We start from the raw sequence: 16744 nt of genomic DNA on the forward strand, positions 1-16744 counted from the left end.
CCCGCCAGCCGCGGGACCGCCCCCCCGGGGGCCGGGGGGGCGTCCCTTCGTGTGTCGTACGCAAGGGGCTCAAGTGCCGTACGGGAGCGGTTCAGACGTCGTACGGGAGCGGCTCAGGCGTCGTACGGACTTGTGCGGACTCGTACGGGAGCGGCTCAGCGCTCCCGGCGCGGACCCGGCGGCAGCGCTGCCCGGGGACCCCCCCGGCGGGGGGGCCGGGGCGGCCAGGGCGGCGGGGGGGGGGGGGGGGGCGGGTGCCGGCCCGGGCTCTGCGGCATGTTGCCGAACGCCGTGAAGCCCAGGTCGTCTTCGCCGACGCGGTCCCCCGGAAGCGCCTTGAACGACCTGCGCCACTCCGCATAGAGCTCGTCATAGATCGGGGTCTCGGAGTGACTCGGGGGGGTCTCCCCGGAGGGTCGCATACCGGGGATGGGGTGGCGGGAGGGGTCGTAAGGCTGCACGTAGGTGCCAACGACCCCACGGCGGTTGGGATGCGGGACGGGACGCATCGACCTCGGACCGGGCAGCGCCGACGGTGCTGTCCGGCTCACGCTGGGCTCAGCCGGCATCACGTCCCGGCCAGCGGCATGCACGCCGTGACGAGCTTGCCGTTGGCCGCGGCCTTGTCCAGGGCGTCACGCAGCAGGTCCTCGCGGGGCTGGCGGCCGATGGAGCCCACGGGGGCGGCGAACACCAGAACCTTGTTGGTCTTGTTGGCGGCCGCGCGCCAGCCCTCGGTGACATGGAGCGGCTGGTGCGCCTGCCACCAGGCCGCCTGGCCGCCGCTCTCGCTCGGCTGGAGGACCGCGTGCAGCTGGCCCATCGCGAGCAGCACCGACCAGCCGTTCAGGGCGGTGGGGACGTCCTTGACCTGGCTGACGGGCATGAAGCCCTGCTCGATCAGGAGCGGCAGGAAGTCGTCGCCCCCGCTCGTGGCGCCCGGGCGGGCGATCGGTCCGGTGGGCTCCACGACGAGCGCCGGGTGCAGCTCGCCCTCCAGGAGTACGAGTCCGCTGGTCACACCGAGCACGGCCTGCTCGGGCTCCTCCGGTGCGGCCGGCTCGCCGCCGGTGATCGACTGGACGGCGCCCTGGAGCTGCTCCTCGGGGACCTGGACGACCTGCGAAGGCAGACAGGTGGCGTGTGCGAAGGCGAGGACGGCGGTCTCCTCGCCGACGAACAGCACGGTGCTGGTGCGCTCCTGCTGGCTGTCGCCCGGGGTGCGGCAGGACGTGCAGTCATAACTGCCCGGGGAGCTGTCGCCGGTGAGCAGACGGTCGGCCTCATCGTCGCCGATCTCGGCGCGTACGTCGTCGCTGACGTCGAGCATGCGCTGCACGGGTGCTCCTCGGAAGTCGGTGCGTCGCGGTGCCGGGAGGTTCCCGGCACGAGAGGACCGGTCGCTCCGGACCCCCCGAAAAGCCCGAAGGCTCATGAAGAGCACAACGGGGGAACCGTGGCGCAAGTCACGCAGTCGAGCGAACGGAATCGCACCATCCTCAGCACACGGTGAAGCCCTCACCGGAACCGCTCACTCCGCGTCAACCGCTGCTGCATACAAGGAAGTTGAAGTGGTGAGCCGAGTCACAGATCGCCCGGGCCGGTGGCGGACAAATGCGGAAATCAAAGGTTCTAGTGGGTGGCTGGAAATCGCCGCTACCCCGGGTAATGGCCAACTGGCCTGGAATGACAAGGATTTGGTTGATATCGGGCGAGCGTGTGCCTAGATTCCTCCGCCGTGTGCATCGAGCACCGCTCGGGTACGTCCGCCGGCCGCACCAAGCCAGCTCTTGCACCATGCGTCGGCGGACGGGACGCGACCGCTCACCGGCGTCGGATACGCCGGCGCGGCGGCGTCCAGGGGGAGCCCGGGTCCTGCGAGAGGGAACTCTGTGTTAGCCAAGTACGCCATCTCCTCACGTCCCAAGCGCAGTCGGACGACGGCAGTGCTCGCCGGGGCCGCTCTGGCCGCCCCGCTGGGCCTGTTCGCGGCAAGCGGTCAGGCCGCGGCTGCCGACAGTGGAGTCTGGGACCGCATCGCAAAGTGCGAGAGCGGCGGCAACTGGCACATCAACACCGGTAACGGCTATTACGGCGGGCTCCAGTTCTCCGCCTCGACCTGGCGCGCCTACGGCGGAGGGGCATACGCCTCCACGGCCGACAAGGCGAGCAAGGCGCAGCAGATAGCCGTCGCCTCCAAGGTGCAGAAGGGGCAGGGCTGGGGCGCATGGCCCACCTGCTCGAAGCGGGCCGGAGCCTACGGCAGCGCACCTGCGGTGAACGCGCCGTCCAAGTCCCGGACGGCGCCCAAGAAGGCAGCGCCCAAGAAGACAGCGCCCAAGAAGGCGGAGTCCAAGGCGTCCAAGGCGCCCGAGCGCGCGAAGAGCCATGCGTCACGGGGTGGTTCACGGGATTACACCGTCAAGAGCGGCGACACCCTGAGCACCATCGCCGCGGCGCACGGCACGTACTGGAAGAAGATCTTCGACGCCAACAAAGCGGTGATCGGAGGCGATCCGGATCTGATCCTGCCGGGACAGAAACTGGACCTTCCCTGACAAGAGCGGACAGCCCCGCCTGGTCGTCCGACCGGGTGGGGCTGCCCGGTGCCGGGGCGCGGCACTCCGGATCCCCGCCGCGTCGCTGCTTAGCGTGACGCATGCCGAAGCGTCACTTGTGGACCCTGAGCCTCCTCGCCCTCCTGCTCCCGCTCCTGCCGACCGCTGCGCACGCCCTGCCGGGGCCAGGCACCGAGCCCTCGCCGCCACCCGCGTCCGGTCCCGCTTCCACGCATCGCTCGTACGTCTTCGAAGTGCCGTACGACTGCGCGGCGAAGAAGTGGCCGTGGAACTGTCTGGCCGAGTGCGAGAGCAGCGGCCGCTGGAGCGCCAACACCGGCAACCAGTACTACGGCGGGCTGCAGTTCTGGCAGCCGACGTGGGTAGAGCACGGCGGGCTCGCGTTCGCGCCGCGCGCCGATCTGGCCACGCGCGAGGAGCAGATCAAGGTGGCCGAGGAGGTGTTGCGCAAACAGGGCTGGGACGCCTGGCCGGTGTGCTCGCAGCGGTACCGGCTCGACGGCCGGATCCACACCGTGAAGTCCGGCGAGACCCTGTCCTCGATCGCCCGCCGCTACCAGGTCAAGGGCGGCTGGTACGCGCTGTACCAGGCCAACCGCCAGATGATCGGACGCTATCCGGACCGCCTCAACACCGGCACGATGCTCCTGATCCCCGACCGTGCGGGGGCGCGGCGGGTGCTCTGAGGCCGGTGGGCGGTCCCGTCGCGGGTTGAGCATGTGACCGGGCGCGGCCGCCCGTGAGCTTCCGTCGCTCAACCCCCCGGCTGCGGCAGCCGCGCTGTCGCCCACTCCGTAGCCTCGCCGCTGAACGTCACCGAGCCGCGGCGCAGTTCGTGGACGAGGACCGTGCGGCCGGCCGGGGCGCGCAGCGTGGGCGGCAGGCGTTGCTCGGCCGTGACGACCGTGGCGTCCAGGGCTCCGAGCAGTTCGTACGTACGGGCCGCGACCGTCGGGGACATGCCCTGGGCTGGTTCGTCCAGGAGCAGGACGCGCGGGTGGGAGAGCAGGGCCCCGGCGACCGCGAGCATGCGCTGCTCGCCGCCCGAGAGGGTCGCGGCGCGGCGCCCGAGCAGCGGCCGCAGTTCGGGATACGCGTCGAAGGCGGCGGTGAAGTCCTCGTGCCGGGCGGCCAGTTCGAGGTTCTGCCGGACGGTGAGTGAGCCGAACACGGCCTGCCGGTCGGGTACGAAGCGGATGCCGTGCGTGGCGCGCTCATGTGCGGGGAGACGCGTGACGTCCCGTCCGCGCCACAGCACCTGCCCCTCGGAGAGGCCCACGGTCCCGGCCAGGGCCCGCAGCACCGTCGTACGCCCCGATCCGTTGCGTCCCAGGAGCACGGTGGCCCCTGGGTGGGCGGCGGCCAGGTCGACACCGTGCAGGGCCTCCAGGGGGCCGTAGCGCACGCGCGCCCGGCGGAGCTCGATCTCGGCGGTCATGGGCGACCTCCGCCGATGCGTGCGGGGGTGCGTGCGGGAATGTGCGGCGTGCGGCTGCGTGCGGGGGTGTGCGGCGTGCGGCACTTCGACGTACCGGCCTGTGAAGGCCCAGGACCGTTCCCGGTGTTCATCCGTGCTCACCGCCCGTACGTGCCACCGCGTCCAGGACCTGGCCCGCCGGCCCCGACGCGATCACGCGGCCCGCGCTCAGTACGTGCACCGTGTCGGCGAGATGGGCCACCAGGTCCAGGTCGTGCTCGACGATCAGCAGCGCGGTGCCTTCCGCCGCGAGGGCGCGCAGGATCCGGGAGAGCGTGTCGACCTCGGCGGTGTCCAGGCCCGCCGCCGGTTCGTCCAGGAGCAGGACGTGGGGTGCGCCGGCGAGCGCCCGGCCCAGTTCCACGCGGCGCAGTGTGCCGGTCGGCAGATCGGCGGCGGGATGCCGGCGCACGGGGCCGTCGAGGCCGAGCAGGCGCAGGGTGCGGTCGACCGCGGCCGGGTCGCGTACGCGGCCCTGTTCGGCGCCGACGCGCACGTTCTCCTCGACGGTGAGCGAGGGGAAGACGGCGAGCTGCTGGAAGGTGCGGGCGATGCCGAGCCGGGTGCGGGCGTGTGCGGCCAGCCGCGTGAGGTCACGCCCGGCGAACTCGACGCGGCCCGCGGCGGGCCGCATGGTACCGGCGAGGCAGTGGAACAGGGTGCTCTTGCCCGCGCCGTTGGGCCCGACGACAGCGGTGATCCGGCCCGGCGGAAGCTCCAGGCCGACGTCGTCGAGCGCGCGGAAGTCGTCGTACGCGACGGTGAGTCCGTGGGCGGACAGGGTGCCGGGAGCGGGGGGCGCGGGGGAGGGGCCGGGCGCCGCGAGGCCTGAACTCCGGGGCGGACGCGGCACGTGGCGGACCGTTGCCGCGTGTCCCTCACGGCCGGACGCGGTGGTGCGCGGTGCGTGACTGCCGGGGAGCGGCTCGGATGCCGCTGGACCGGGCGCGGCGCCACGCGGCGCGGGGTCCTCGGGCGCCGGCGCCTCCGGGTCGGATGAGACCGTCGCTCGGCGTACGCGGCCGTCGACGACCGGCTCCGAACCGGGGGCCCCGGCCTCCCCTCGTACCGCCAAAGCCTCCCGCCGTGCGGCCTGAGCCGCGATCCGTGCCCGTACCGCCTCGCCCCGGGCGCTGAGCCGCAGCTCGGGGCCCGTTCCGTGAAACCGTCCGGCGACGGCCCGTACCGCTTCGTAAGGACCCCCGGGGAAGCGGCCGATCAGTACCGCGAGGACCCCGATCACTGCCGCCGCCACCCCGCCCCGCGTGCCCGCGTCCAGGCCGACCAGAAGCGCCGCCGCGCCCAGCGCGCCGATCAGGGAGTCCGCGCCGAGCACCACGACCGCCGCGAACCACAGGAGGCCGCGCACCGGGTCGAAGGCCGCCGGGTCGAAGGCGCGCAGGCCCATGCCGAGCATGCCGCCGCCGAGTGCGGCAAGCGCCGCGCCCGCGACGAACGCGCCCACCTTCATGAGCGGTACGGGGACGCCCGAGGCGGACGCCCCCGCCTGGTGATCGCGCAGGGCGGCCAGGGCGCGCCCCGTGCGCCCGCGGCGGAGCAGTGACACGCAGAGCAACGCGCCTGCCAGGAGGACGAGTTCGAGGATGTAGTACGCGCGGTCGCCGCCGAAGCCCGCGGGCCGGCCGATGCCGAGCCCCGATGTGGCGTACGGCTGGTCGAAGACGAAACGGCTCACGCCCATCCCCACCGCGAGGGTGGCCAGGGCGAGCGCGAGCCCGTGCCTGCTGATCGCCGGCCAGCCGGTCAGCAGGCCCAACGGCGCCACGAGCAATACCGCGACCCCGAGCGCCGCCAGCGTCGGCAGCTGCGGGAGCCCGGGGAAGCGGCCCGCCGTGAGCAGCGCCGTGAACAGGGCGCCCAGACCCGCGTACGCCGCCTGCCCGAGCGAGATCTGTCCGCCGCGCCCCGTGACGACCACCAGCGAGAGGAGGACGACGGCCAGCGCCGGCACCTGGATCGCCGTATGGAGGTCGGAGCCCGCGAAGCCGAGCGGCAGCAGGAAGAGCACGCCCGCGACGACCCACACACCGGCCGGCGTACGGATACGGGCCGTCGCGGTACGCGGCAGGGCGTCGCGTCCGCCGATCCCGGGGAGCACCAGCGCGGACACCAGGAGCGCCACCACGAACAGGTTCGCGCCCACCGCCTGCAGCAGCGGCTCGCCCCAGCCCGACGGATGCAGCCGGGTCAACTGGGCCTGGACCACGCCGATCCCGAGCGCCACCGCCACCGCGATCGGCAGGCTGTGCATGCCCGCGCCGACCGCGACCGCGATCACCTGCATGACCAGGAGGGTGAGACCGTAGGGATCGAGGCGCACCTGAGAGGCGAGCAGCACCCCGGTCAGACCCGCGGTGAACGAACCGAAGGCCCAGCCCACCGACGCCACCCGGTCCGCGTCGATCCCGCCGAGCACGGCCAGCGGACGGTTGTCGACGACCGCGCGCAGCTCACCGCCGAACCGGGTCCAGCGCGTCACCGCCCACACACCGGCCGCGAGCGCGAGGACGATCGCGAGCTGCCCCCACGGTTCGTCGCCGAGCACCTGCGGGGCGTCCGCATGCGCGCCCTGTCCCCAGACCAGCGCCGCCCCGCCGACCAGGAGCACGAACACCCCGATCGAGGCGACCAGCGTCTGCACCGGATCGCTGCCGAGGACGGCGAGGGGACGGAACACCGCGCGTTCCAGGAGGAGTCCGAGCCCCGGGGCGACGACGAGCAGCGTCACTCCCGCGCCCAGCCACAGCGGCCAGCCCCACTCCACGGTGAACTGCCGCAGCAGATACGCGCACACCATCGCGACCGCGCCGTGCGCGAAGTTGAGCACTCCGGTCGCCCGGTAGGTGACGATCAGCCCGATGCCGGTCAGGGCTGCCGCGCTGCCGACGGCGAGGCCGGCCAGAGTGAGGTCCCACGTCAGCGAGTTCACCGCTCAGGACTCCGGACCGGCCTCGGCGGCATCAGGTCCGGGTTCGCAGATCGGGCACCGGTCGAGCCCTTCGTCGGCCAGCGCATGCGCATCGGCCGGTACGGCCTGCGGTTTGCCCGCGACGAGCGGGCAGTCGGCGCGATGGTAGAGCGTGCCGCCGGGCACGAGCAGCAGATCGCCGCTGGTCGCGGCCGGCCGCGCGGAGACCGGCTGCGGCTCCTCCTCCCGTACGAGAAGGGCGTACAGCTCGTCCATCCGCGCCGCGGCCGCTACACCGCGTGCCTGGGCCACGAGCACCGCGCCCGCCACGATGAGGGCGGCGCCCGGCAGGGTGCAGGAGGCGAGATAGGGCACCTGGCGTTCGGCGAAACGCTCGCCCGAGACCCCGTACCAGCCGATCACACAGAGCACCGCGCCGAGCGCCGCGGCGGCGAGGCCCGTCCACAACAAGGGGTGCACTGTCCGCAGTCGAGCAGTCCGCATCCGGGCCCCCTCGGGATCCGATTCAGGTGTGGGTGCGTCTGTGCCGATGTCGCGTCTGTAGTGATGTCTAGTCAGTCGGCTGTCTGTTCTTGTCAGCCGATCGCTTGCACTATGCCTTCTTGAAGCTGACCCTGAAAGCACCGGGCAGGGCCCGGTCCGACACCCGGTGGTGAGCCTGATGGTCCTCGGGAGCAGCCCCCACACGCGTTCCAGGACACGTTGTGCCGCGCTTGTCGCGGCAGCGGTCCTGGTCATCGGCCCGGCCTTGACGGCCTGCGGTGACGACGGCGGAGGGGGCAGCGACGATCCGCCGCCCACCCCGTCCAAGGACAAGACGACCAGCGCACCCGCGGATCCGACGAGCGCATCGCCGTCGGAGGAGGAAGGCGGCGGCGGTCAGCCGGAGGATCCGGCGGCGGCCGAGAAGGAGATCAAGACCAACTTCGCGAAGTTCTTCGACCCCAAGGTGTCGATGGCCGAGAAGGAGAAGGTTCTCGAGAACGGCACCGAGATGCGGCCCGTCCTCAAGGCCTTCAGCGGTGACGAACGCGGCGGCCAGACCTCGGCCGAGGTCAAGAAGGTCGAGTTCACCTCGCCCACCGAAGGCAAGGTCACCTACGACCTGTCCCTCAACGGCGCGGTCGTGCTGCCGGGCGCCTCTGGGGCCGTGGTGGAGCAGGACGGCACGTGGAAGGTCTCGGTCAAGACGCTCTGCGGACTGCTCGCGATGAGCGGCAGCACTTCGCCGATGCCCGGCTGTTGAGCGGATGCGAGCGCGGTCGTACGGGGCCGTGTCCGCGGCGCTGCTCGCCCTGGTCGCCGTCGGCTGCGGCAGCCGGCTGCCGGAGAGCGACTTCACGGACCGGCCCACGGGGACCGAGCAACCCGGTCGATCCGCAGACACCTCGCCCCTGAAGGTCGGGATCATCGCGAGCGAGACGAGCCCGGTGGGCGGCGAGGCGTTCACCGGGCCGCGGGACGGGGCGCGGGCGTACTTCGAGCGCCTGAACGCCCAGGGCGGGATCGGCGGCCGCAAGGTCGAGGTGCACACCTGCGACGACGGCGGCAGCGGTGTGGGCAACAACGAGTGCGTGCGCGAACTCGTCGACGAGCAGAAGGTCGTCGCCCTTGTCGCGACGACCACGCTCGACTACGAGGGCGCCCCGCGGGTGTCCGAGGCTGGCGTCCCGGACATCGGCGGGCAGCCGATCGGGCCCGCGTACGACACCTATCCGTATCTCTACTCGATCTACGGCTCGCTCGCCCCGCGCAAGGGCGGCGAGGCGGGCTGGGACGGCAAGCAGTACGGCGGCACCGAGGTCTACCGCTACTTCAAGCGCGAGCACGGTGCCCGTACCGCCGCCGTGATCTCGTACAACCAGGCCGCGTCGGCCGGCTATGCGCAGCTGATCACGCGCGGTCTCAGGGCCGAGGGCTACAAGGTCGTCACCGAGCAGGTGGATCTGTCGCTGCCCAACTTCCGCGCGGTCGCGGCCGATCTGAAGGAGCAGGGCGCCGATCTGGTCTTCGACGCGATCGACTCCCACGGCAACGCTCAGCTCTGCAAGGCGATGGACCAGGTCGGCGCGAAGGTCACCGCGAAGGTCACGAACGCCCAGAACTGGAACTCGGGCGTCCTCGAGGACTACGCGGACGCCCCGCGCTGCCGCAATGCCCTGTGGGTGACGGGATCGAGCCGCAACTATCAGGACCCCGGCAGCGAGGCCGCGAAGGAGTTCCGGGACGCGATGAAGGGCTCGGACCGCCGGCTCTCGCAGTGGCAGCTCGAAGGCTGGGCGGCGGCCATGTGGTTCGCGGACGCGGCCAGGTCCTGCGCCGGACAGGAAGCGGGCGTCACCCGGGAGTGCGTGGACGGGTTCATGCGGCGTGGTGAGCCCTATGACGCGCGCGGACTGCTGGTTCCGGTGGTCTTCGAGCAGCGTCCCGAGCCGCCGAGCACCCGCCGGACCTGTCTGTCGGTGGCCCGCTGGCAGGACGCCGAGGGCTGGGTGACCGAGGGCGGCGACATGAACGAGAACTGCTTCGAGGTGCCCCAACTCCCATACGAGCAGTAAGGGTTCCCCGGCGGCTTCAGGAGTGGCCGCCGCGTCCGTACGTGCGGGAGGACGTGATGCGCGCGAGGGGGAAACCGGGACGAGAGATGGGGAGTTCCCCGTTCCGGGTCACAAAGATCAAACGGTTGGAGAACGACCTTCTACCGGGACCCAACCGGCACAGGCGTTCGCACGTCACACCTGATGACAGGCGGACACCGGGGAGGGGAACCCCATACGTCCGCGGGGAAACGGGGAACTTGGGGACGCATGCGGATCTCTTTCCTGATCAACAGCGCATACGGCATCGGGGGAACGATCAGGACCACGTTCAATCTCGCCGAACAGCTTGCCCAGCAGCATGAGGTCGAGGTGGTCTCGGTCTTCCGCAACCGCGCGAGTCCGCTGCTCGCGCCGGACGGGAACGTGCCCGTGCGCTACCTCGTCGACCTGCGCAGACAGGAGACGACCTACGAGGGCGACGATCCGGAACACAAGCTGCCGTCCCGCTGTTTCGCACGGCACGACGGAGCGTACGAACGCTACAGCCGGCTGACCGACCGGCGGATCGGCGACCATCTCGCGCGGACCGACGCGGATGTGGTCATCGGCACCCGGCCGGGACTCAACACCCACCTCGTCCGGCAGACCCGCCGCGGCCCGGTCCTGCTGGGGCAGGAGCATCTGACCTACTCCACGCACTCGCCCCGGCTCCGCCGCGAGCTGCGCGCCCTGTATCCGCGACTCGACGCGCTGATCACGGTGACCGAGAAGGACGCCCGCGACTACCGCAAGCTGTGGCTGCCCGGCGTACGCGTGGAATCCGTGCCCAACTCGGTGCCGGACCCCGGCCTCGAACCCGCGGACGGCCGGGGCAAGTGGGTGGTCGCGGCCGGACGGCTGACCCGGATGAAGCGGTACGACCTGCTCATACGGGCCTTCGCGCATGTGGTCGAGGAGCGGCCGGACTGGAAGCTGCGGATCTACGGCGGCGGGGTGGAGCGGGCCGACCTGCGCGAGCTGATCGGGCGGCTCGGCCTGTACAACCACGTCTACTTGATGGGGCCCGTCAGTCCGCTGGAGCCGGAGTGGACGAAGGGGGCGATCGCCGCGGTCTCCTCCAGCTTCGAACCGTTCGGCATGACCATCGTCGAGGCGATGCGCGCGGGCCTGCCGGTGGTCGCCACCGACTGTCCCCACGGGCCGGGCGAGATCATCGAACCCGGTGTGGACGGGCTGCTGGTCCCCAACGGGAACGTCGAGGCCATGGGTGCCGCGCTGCTCGGCCTGATCAACGATGACGAGAAGCGTGCCGCCATGGGCCGTGCGGCCCGCGAGCGTGCGCACCGCTTCGACCCGGCGACGATCGGGGAGCGCTACGAGGGGCTCCTGACCGAACTGGTCGCCCGCCGCGGCCGGTTCCGCTCCGGCGCCCACCGGGCCCGCGGCTCACTGGTCGGCGGGGCGTACGCGGTCAGGAACGTGGCCGACGCGGCGCGCCAGGGTCTGGGCTACGTGCAGAAGAACGGCGTGCGTGCGGCCGTCGTGAAGGCGAGGACCGTATGAGCACCAGCAGCACCAGCAGCACCGGCAGCACGGGCAGCACCGGCATCAAGAGCATCAAGAGCACCAAGAGCACCAAGAGCACCAAGAACGTCAGCACATCGGCACTGACCGAGTCCGAGTGCGGCACCGGGCCGCGTGCCCACTGCGTGGCCGAAGCGGACGGCGGGCTCGCGTTCGAGCTCGGTCTGTCCGGTGCCGAGGGCGGACAGGCCGTCCTGCTGCTCCGGCGCAGGCGCGGCCAGGCCACGGACGAGGCCCGGCTGCCGCTCGCGCAGGTGTCCCCGGGCCGGCTGCGGGCGGAGCTGCCGGTCGGCACCGGGCTGCGGGAAGGGCGTTGGGACGCGTATCTGGTGCTCGGCGAGGACGCCCCGGTCCGGATGCTGCCCGGCATGAACGATCTGCGCGCCCTGCTCGGCCGTGTGCCCGGCAAGGGGGAGGACCTTCTCCGGGTGCGGATCCCGTACCCCACGAAGGACGGCCATCTCGCGGTGCGCGCCTGGCAGCGCTCGCCGCACGTCGAGGCCGGCGAGCTGTACATCCGTGAGGACCGGCTCACCTTCCAGGGACGGCTCTTCGGCGCAGAGTTCGACGACGGGGCGTATCTGGAGGCGGACCCGCGCGGCAGCGACGAGCCGTCGCTGCGGGCCGAAGTGGTGGTGGACGGCGACGAGTTCACCGCCACCGTCCCGTACCGGATGCTCATGCCCGGGCTGTGGGATCTGCGGCTGGGGGCCTCGGGGGCGCGGGGGGCGCGGGGGCGGGGCGGGGGCCTGCCCGACGGCATCGCCCCCAAGGAGGCCCGCTTCACCCATCCGGCGCTGCGGGTGAGCGGCGAGTACGGCCCGGTCGACGCCGAGCCGTACTACACCGTCGACAACGATCTGTCGGTCAAGGTGACCGCCCGGGCCGACGAGAGCGAGGGGAACTAGCGCCCTGCGCCGGGCGGCGGCTGGCGCAGCGTCCGGAAGAACTCCCGTACGTCGCCCAATAGTTGCTGTGGAGCCTCCAGGGCGGCGAAGTGCCCGCCCTGCTCGTACTCGTTCCAGTGCGTGATGTTGTTCAGGTCCTCGGCCCACCGGCGGATCGCCGGATCCTCATGGAAGTTGGCGACTCCGGTGGGCACCGTGGACGGCGCGCTCGGGAACCAGTCGAGGACGTGGGTGTTCTCGTAGTAGATCCGTGCCGCCGAGCCGCCCGTGCCGGTCAGCCAGTAGAACATCACGTTGGTGAGCAGCGTGTCCCGGTCGACCGCGTCCTCGGGCACTTCGGCGGACGGATGGGTCCACTCCTTGAACTTCTCCATGATCCAGGCGAGTTGTCCGACCGGGGAGTCGCTCAGGCTGTACGCGAGGGTCTGCGGGCGCGTGGACTGCAGCTTGTTGTAGCCGAAGCCCTCGCTCGTAAACCAGTTGATCATGTCGAGGCGCTTCAGCTCCTTCTCGCTGAGCTGCGCCTTGAACTCGTCCGAGACCGGGCCGAGCGGGATGAACCCCACCGACGCGGCGTTCACATGGATCCCGATCACCGCATCGGGCTCGACCCGCCCCAGCGTCGGCGAGATGATCGCGCCGAGGTCACCGCCCTGGGCGCCGTACCGCTCGTATCCCAGGCGCCGCATCAGCTCGTGCCAGGCCTTGGCGACGCGGGTGGCGTTCCAGCCCTTGTCGCGGGTCGGTCCGGAGAAGCCGAAGCCGGGGATCGAGGGGATCACCACATGGAAGGCGTCCGCCGGGTCGCCGCCGTGGGCACGCGGGTCGCTGAGCGGGCCGACGAGCTCCAGGAACTCGACGATCGAGCCCGGCCAGCCGTGCGTGAGGATGAGCGGAAGCGCGTCCGGCTCGGGCGAGCGGACATGCAGGAAGTGCACCTTGGCGCCGTCGATCTCGGTGACGAACTGCGGGAGTTCATTGATCCGGGCCTCGTGCTTGCGCCAGTCGTAGCCGGTGCGCCAGTACTCGGCCAGTGACTTCAGATAGGTCAGCGACGCGCCGTACTCCCACTGGGTGCCCGGGAGTTCGTCGGGCCAGCGGGTCGCTTCGAGCCGGGTGCGCAGGTCGTCGAGCTGCGCCTGCGGTACGTCGATACGGAAGGGAGCTATCTGCGAGGGTGCAGTGTTCTCTGCCATGCCCACAAAGTAGCGAGGGTTGCGGACAACCACAGTCCTCGAGCAGACGTAATTCGATGGCAGACTCGCCCCATGCTCGAGACCTCGGCCCGCCTGCTGAAGCTGCTCTCCCTGCTTCAGGCGCATCGCGAATGGTCCGGCCCCGACCTCGCGAACCGCCTCGGCGTCACCCCGCGCACGGTCCGCCGCGACATCGACCGGCTGCGCGAACTCGGCTACCCGGTGAACGCCTCACCCGGCACCGGCGGCGGCTATCAGCTCGGCGTCGGCGCCGAGATGCCGCCGCTGCTTCTCGCCGGCGAGGAGGCGGGGGGCGTCGCGGGCGGGCTGGGCACCGCGGGCGGGCAGGGCATCGAGGGCCTCGGCGAGACCTCGGTACGGGCGCTCGCCAAACTGGAGCAGGTGCTGCCCAACCGGCTGCGCCGGCGCGTCAGCACCCTCAACGCGTTCACCGTGCCGATGCTGCGCTCGTCCCGGACCTCGGCCGTGGACCCTTCCGTCCTCACCGAGCTGGCGGGCGTCTGCCGCGACGCCGAACGGCTGCGCTTCGAGTACCGCGATCACGGCGGGAGCTCCACCCGCCGCACCGTCGAACCGCACCGCCTGGTGTGCACCGAACGCCGCTGGTATCTGGTCGCCTGGGACGTGGACCGCGACGACTGGCGCACGTTCCGCGTCGACCGCATCACGCCCAAGCCGCCGCACGGCCCGCGCTTCGAGCCGCGCGAAGCACCCGCCGAAGACCTCGCCGCGTATGTCTCCAAGGGCGTTTCGACCCGGGCGTACGACGCCCGGGCGACGATCCGCCTGCACACCTCCGTACAGGAGGCGGAGCAGCGCATCTCCCCGTCCGCCGGCACGCTCACCGCCGAGACGGAGAGCACCTGCGTCCTGCGGACGGGGGCCGGCAGCCTGGACGTCATGGTCATCCATGTGATGCTCATGGGTTACGAGTTCGAGGTCCTGGAGCCCGCCGAGCTGACCGACCACATCAGGCGGAGTCGTGACCTCCTCGCCCGGGCTCTGGAACGGGGTTCGTCGCCCGCTGGAACGCCGCGAACTCCGGATGATGCAGATCGAACGCCGGGGACTCCGAACGGATCCGGGGCAGCGTGACGAAATTGTGCCGCGGCGGCGGACACGAGGTCGCCCACTCGAGCGAACGCCCGTAGCCCCAGGGGTCGTCGACGTCGACCTTCTTGCCGTACTTGGCGGTCTTCCAGACGTTGTAGAGGAACGGCAGCGTCGACATCCCGAGCAGGAACGCACCGATCGTCGAGATGGTGTTGAGCGCCGTGAACCCGTCGGCCGCCAGATAGTCGGCGTACCGCCGAGGCATCCCCTCCGCGCCCAGCCAGTGCTGCACCAGGAACGTGGTGTGGAAGCCGACGAAGAGCGTCCAGAACTGGATCTTCCCGAGCCGCTCGTCGAGCATCTTGCCCGTGAACTTCGGCCACCAGAAGTAGAAGCCGCCGAAGGTCGCGAAGACCACGGTGCCGAACACCACGTAGTGGAAGTGCGCGACGACGAAGTACGAGTCGGTGACGTGGAAGTCCATCGGCGGCGACGCGAGGATCACGCCGGTCAGACCACCGAACAGGAAGGACACCAGGAAGCCGACCGCCCACAGCATCGGTGTCTCGAAGCTCAGCGACCCCTTGAGCATGGTCCCGGTCCAGTTGAAGAACTTCACCCCGGTCGGCACCGCGATCAGGAACGACACGAACGAGAAGAACGGCAGCAGCACCGCGCCCGTGGCGAACATGTGGTGCGCCCAGACCACGACCGACAGACCGGTGATCGCCATCGTGGCGCCGACCAGCATCACGTAACCGAAGATCGGTTTCCGGCTGAACACCGGGATGATCTCCGTGATGATCCCGAAGAACGGCAGCGCGATGATGTAGACCTCGGGATGCCCGAAGAACCAGAACAGGTGCTGCCAGAGCAGCGCACCCCCGAACTCCGCCTCGAACACCATGGACCCGAACCGCCGGTCGGCCTCCAGGACGAGCAGCGCGGCCGCCAGCACCGGGAAGGCGAGCAGGACGAGGATCGACGTGAACAGCACGTTCCAGGTGAAGATGGGCAGCCGGAACATCGTCATGCCGGGCGCGCGCATCCCGATGATCGTCGTCAGGAAGTTCACCGCACCGAGGATCGTGCCGAAGCCGGAGAGCGCGAGTCCCATGATCCACATGTCGGCGCCGATGCCGGGCGAGCGCTCCAGGCTGTTGAGCGGCGCATAGGCGAACCAGCCGAAGTTGGCGGGGCCCGAGGGCACGATCAGTGAGCCGAGCACGATCAGGCCGCCGAAGAGGAACAGCCAGTACGAGAGCATGTTGAGCCGCGGGAAGGCCACATCGGGGGAGCCGATCTGCAGCGGCATGATCTCGTTGGCGAAGCCCGCGAAGGTCGGCGTCGCGAACAGCAGCAGCATGATCGTGCCGTGCATCGTGAACGCCTGGTTGAACTCGTTGTTGCTCATCAGCTGGAGCCCCGGACGGGCGAGCTCGGCCCGCATCATCAGGGCCATCAGACCGGCGATCAGGAAGAACACGAACGACGTGATCAGGTAGAGATGCCCGATCTTCTTGTGGTCCGTGGTCGTCAGCCAGTCGACGACCACCCGCCCCGGCCGGCGTACCGGAGCCGCGTCGGCGACCTCCTGCACGGTGTCCGTACCCATCGCTGCCCCCTCGCGTCGTCACGTTCCGGGCCCCGAGCACTCGCCATGATGCTCGCGTCGACCCCGACTCCAACAGGGGGCGTGCGTACGGGAGTACGTGCCGGGCGGCGCGGGTAATGGAGAGATCCGGGGAGATTCTGTACGGGAACCATGAATTCCCTATGGCCCGTCAAGTCGTCGCGGTGGAGCCGGGATCGCTATTACGGGGCAATCACGGGCGACCGCGCCCCCGGGAATTCACCGGACCGGGAACGGGTCGGTAACGGACCGAGAACGGGCTGAGAACGACCTTTACGAGTACCCGCATCGACAATTAGGAACCCCTCGTTCGTGTGAAGAGCTCCGGGATAAACCGATGTAGGGAAGCTGTGACACAAGCGTGACCGCCGGGGGACAGGTGACGCTTGGTGCGCGCTCGGCGAGCCCGTTCCCGCGGCTGCGGCCTCCGCTTCCCACACCGCGGCGCGGACGCCTACGGTGGCCGTATGGCACCGATACCCACGCCCGGAGCGGGACCTCAGGACAGCCCCGACACCTATGTAGGCCTCGACGCGCAGAGCGCGGAGCAGCAGGCCATCGAGCACGGTTGGCGCACGGTCAGAAAGCTGCCGCCGGGCGCCATCATCACCATGGAGTATCTCGAAGGGCGGCTGAACTTCGAGGTCGACAACGGCGCGGTGACGCGCTGCTGGAAGGGCTGAGGCCCCCGCGCGAAGGCCCGCCCGACGACCGCTGAGACCCCGCGTACGAACGGGGGAGGGGCCGGCGCCTCCGGCCCGGGGCCGCGCCCCGTGGGGGGGGGGGGGGGGGCGGGCCCGCCG

General features: G+C 70.9%; 13 protein-coding genes and 1 pseudogene. 8 read left to right on the forward strand and 6 right to left on the reverse strand.

Annotated features, from left to right (window positions below):
- Nucleotides 1–568 precede the first annotated feature (568 nt).
- Nucleotides 569–1339, reverse strand: a complete 771-nt coding sequence (locus tag JAO81_RS07210) for a hypothetical protein (RefSeq protein ID WP_199546938.1) — start codon at nucleotides 1337–1339, stop codon at nucleotides 569–571.
- Nucleotides 1340–1892: 553 nt separating this feature from the next.
- On the opposite strand from JAO81_RS07210, the gene JAO81_RS43640 reads away from it, so the two are divergent.
- Nucleotides 1893–2558: a transglycosylase family protein gene (locus JAO81_RS43640; RefSeq protein WP_307813211.1), complete on the forward strand. Its 666-nt coding sequence runs from the start codon at nucleotides 1893–1895 to the stop codon at nucleotides 2556–2558.
- Nucleotides 2559–2659: 101 nt separating this feature from the next.
- Nucleotides 2660–3265, forward strand: coding sequence for a transglycosylase family protein (locus JAO81_RS07220; RefSeq protein WP_199546939.1), 606 nt, complete (start codon nucleotides 2660–2662; stop codon nucleotides 3263–3265).
- A 68-nt stretch (nucleotides 3266–3333) separates the two neighbouring features.
- Here JAO81_RS07220 and JAO81_RS07225 read toward each other — a convergent pair whose 3' ends face one another.
- From JAO81_RS07225 to JAO81_RS07235, 3 genes are all read right to left on the reverse strand, one after another.
- Nucleotides 3334–4017 (reverse strand): ATP-binding cassette domain-containing protein, encoded by a 684-nt coding sequence (locus JAO81_RS07225; protein WP_199546940.1) that lies wholly within the window; start codon nucleotides 4015–4017, stop codon nucleotides 3334–3336.
- A 127-nt stretch (nucleotides 4018–4144) separates the two neighbouring features.
- Nucleotides 4145–7006 (reverse strand): branched-chain amino acid ABC transporter permease/ATP-binding protein, encoded by a 2862-nt coding sequence (locus JAO81_RS07230; protein ID WP_199546941.1) that lies wholly within the window; start codon nucleotides 7004–7006, stop codon nucleotides 4145–4147.
- 3 nt (nucleotides 7007–7009) lie between these two features.
- Nucleotides 7010–7489, reverse strand: a complete 480-nt coding sequence (locus tag JAO81_RS07235; protein WP_199546942.1) for a hypothetical protein — start codon at nucleotides 7487–7489, stop codon at nucleotides 7010–7012.
- A 178-nt stretch (nucleotides 7490–7667) separates the two neighbouring features.
- On the opposite strand from JAO81_RS07235, the gene JAO81_RS07240 reads away from it, so the two are divergent.
- From JAO81_RS07240 to JAO81_RS07255, 4 genes are all read left to right on the forward strand, one after another.
- Nucleotides 7668–8252 (forward strand): hypothetical protein, encoded by a 585-nt coding sequence (locus JAO81_RS07240; RefSeq protein ID WP_199546943.1) that lies wholly within the window; start codon nucleotides 7668–7670, stop codon nucleotides 8250–8252.
- 4 nt (nucleotides 8253–8256) lie between these two features.
- Nucleotides 8257–9564, forward strand: coding sequence for an ABC transporter substrate-binding protein (locus JAO81_RS07245; protein WP_199546944.1), 1308 nt, complete (start codon nucleotides 8257–8259; stop codon nucleotides 9562–9564).
- A gap of 249 nt (nucleotides 9565–9813) precedes the next feature.
- A complete protein-coding gene (locus JAO81_RS07250; protein WP_199546945.1) occupies nucleotides 9814–11109 on the forward strand; it encodes a glycosyltransferase family 4 protein in 1296 nt (431 codons plus the stop codon).
- Nucleotides 11106–12038, forward strand: a complete 933-nt coding sequence (locus JAO81_RS07255; RefSeq protein WP_233415035.1) for a hypothetical protein — start codon at nucleotides 11106–11108, stop codon at nucleotides 12036–12038. Before JAO81_RS07250 ends, JAO81_RS07255 begins: the two co-directional genes overlap by 4 nt.
- Here JAO81_RS07255 and JAO81_RS07260 read toward each other — a convergent pair.
- Nucleotides 12035–13234: an epoxide hydrolase family protein gene (locus tag JAO81_RS07260; RefSeq protein ID WP_199546946.1), complete on the reverse strand. Its 1200-nt coding sequence runs from the start codon at nucleotides 13232–13234 to the stop codon at nucleotides 12035–12037. The two genes, JAO81_RS07255 and JAO81_RS07260, sit on opposite strands and share 4 nt — an antisense overlap.
- 72 nt (nucleotides 13235–13306) lie before the next feature.
- Here JAO81_RS07260 and JAO81_RS07265 point away from each other — a divergent pair, with 72 nt between their 5' ends.
- Nucleotides 13307–14350, forward strand: a complete 1044-nt coding sequence (locus JAO81_RS07265) for a YafY family protein (RefSeq protein ID WP_199546947.1) — start codon at nucleotides 13307–13309, stop codon at nucleotides 14348–14350.
- Here JAO81_RS07265 and ctaD read toward each other — a convergent pair.
- Nucleotides 14244–15923, reverse strand: a pseudogene (gene ctaD / locus JAO81_RS07270) (cytochrome c oxidase subunit I); the annotation flags it as partial. The gene JAO81_RS07265 and the pseudogene ctaD sit on opposite strands and share 107 nt — an antisense overlap.
- A 485-nt stretch (nucleotides 15924–16408) precedes the next feature.
- On the opposite strand from ctaD, the gene JAO81_RS07275 reads away from it, so the two are divergent.
- Nucleotides 16409–16624 carry an I78 family peptidase inhibitor gene (locus JAO81_RS07275; protein WP_199546948.1) on the forward strand — a complete coding sequence of 72 codons (216 nt, stop codon included), beginning with the start codon at nucleotides 16409–16411 and terminating at the stop codon, nucleotides 16622–16624.
- Nucleotides 16625–16744: the final 120 nt, after the last annotated feature.

The organism is Streptomyces sp. N35 (assembly GCF_016464295.1).
Taxonomy (GTDB): Bacteria; Actinomycetota; Actinomycetes; order Streptomycetales; family Streptomycetaceae; genus Streptomyces.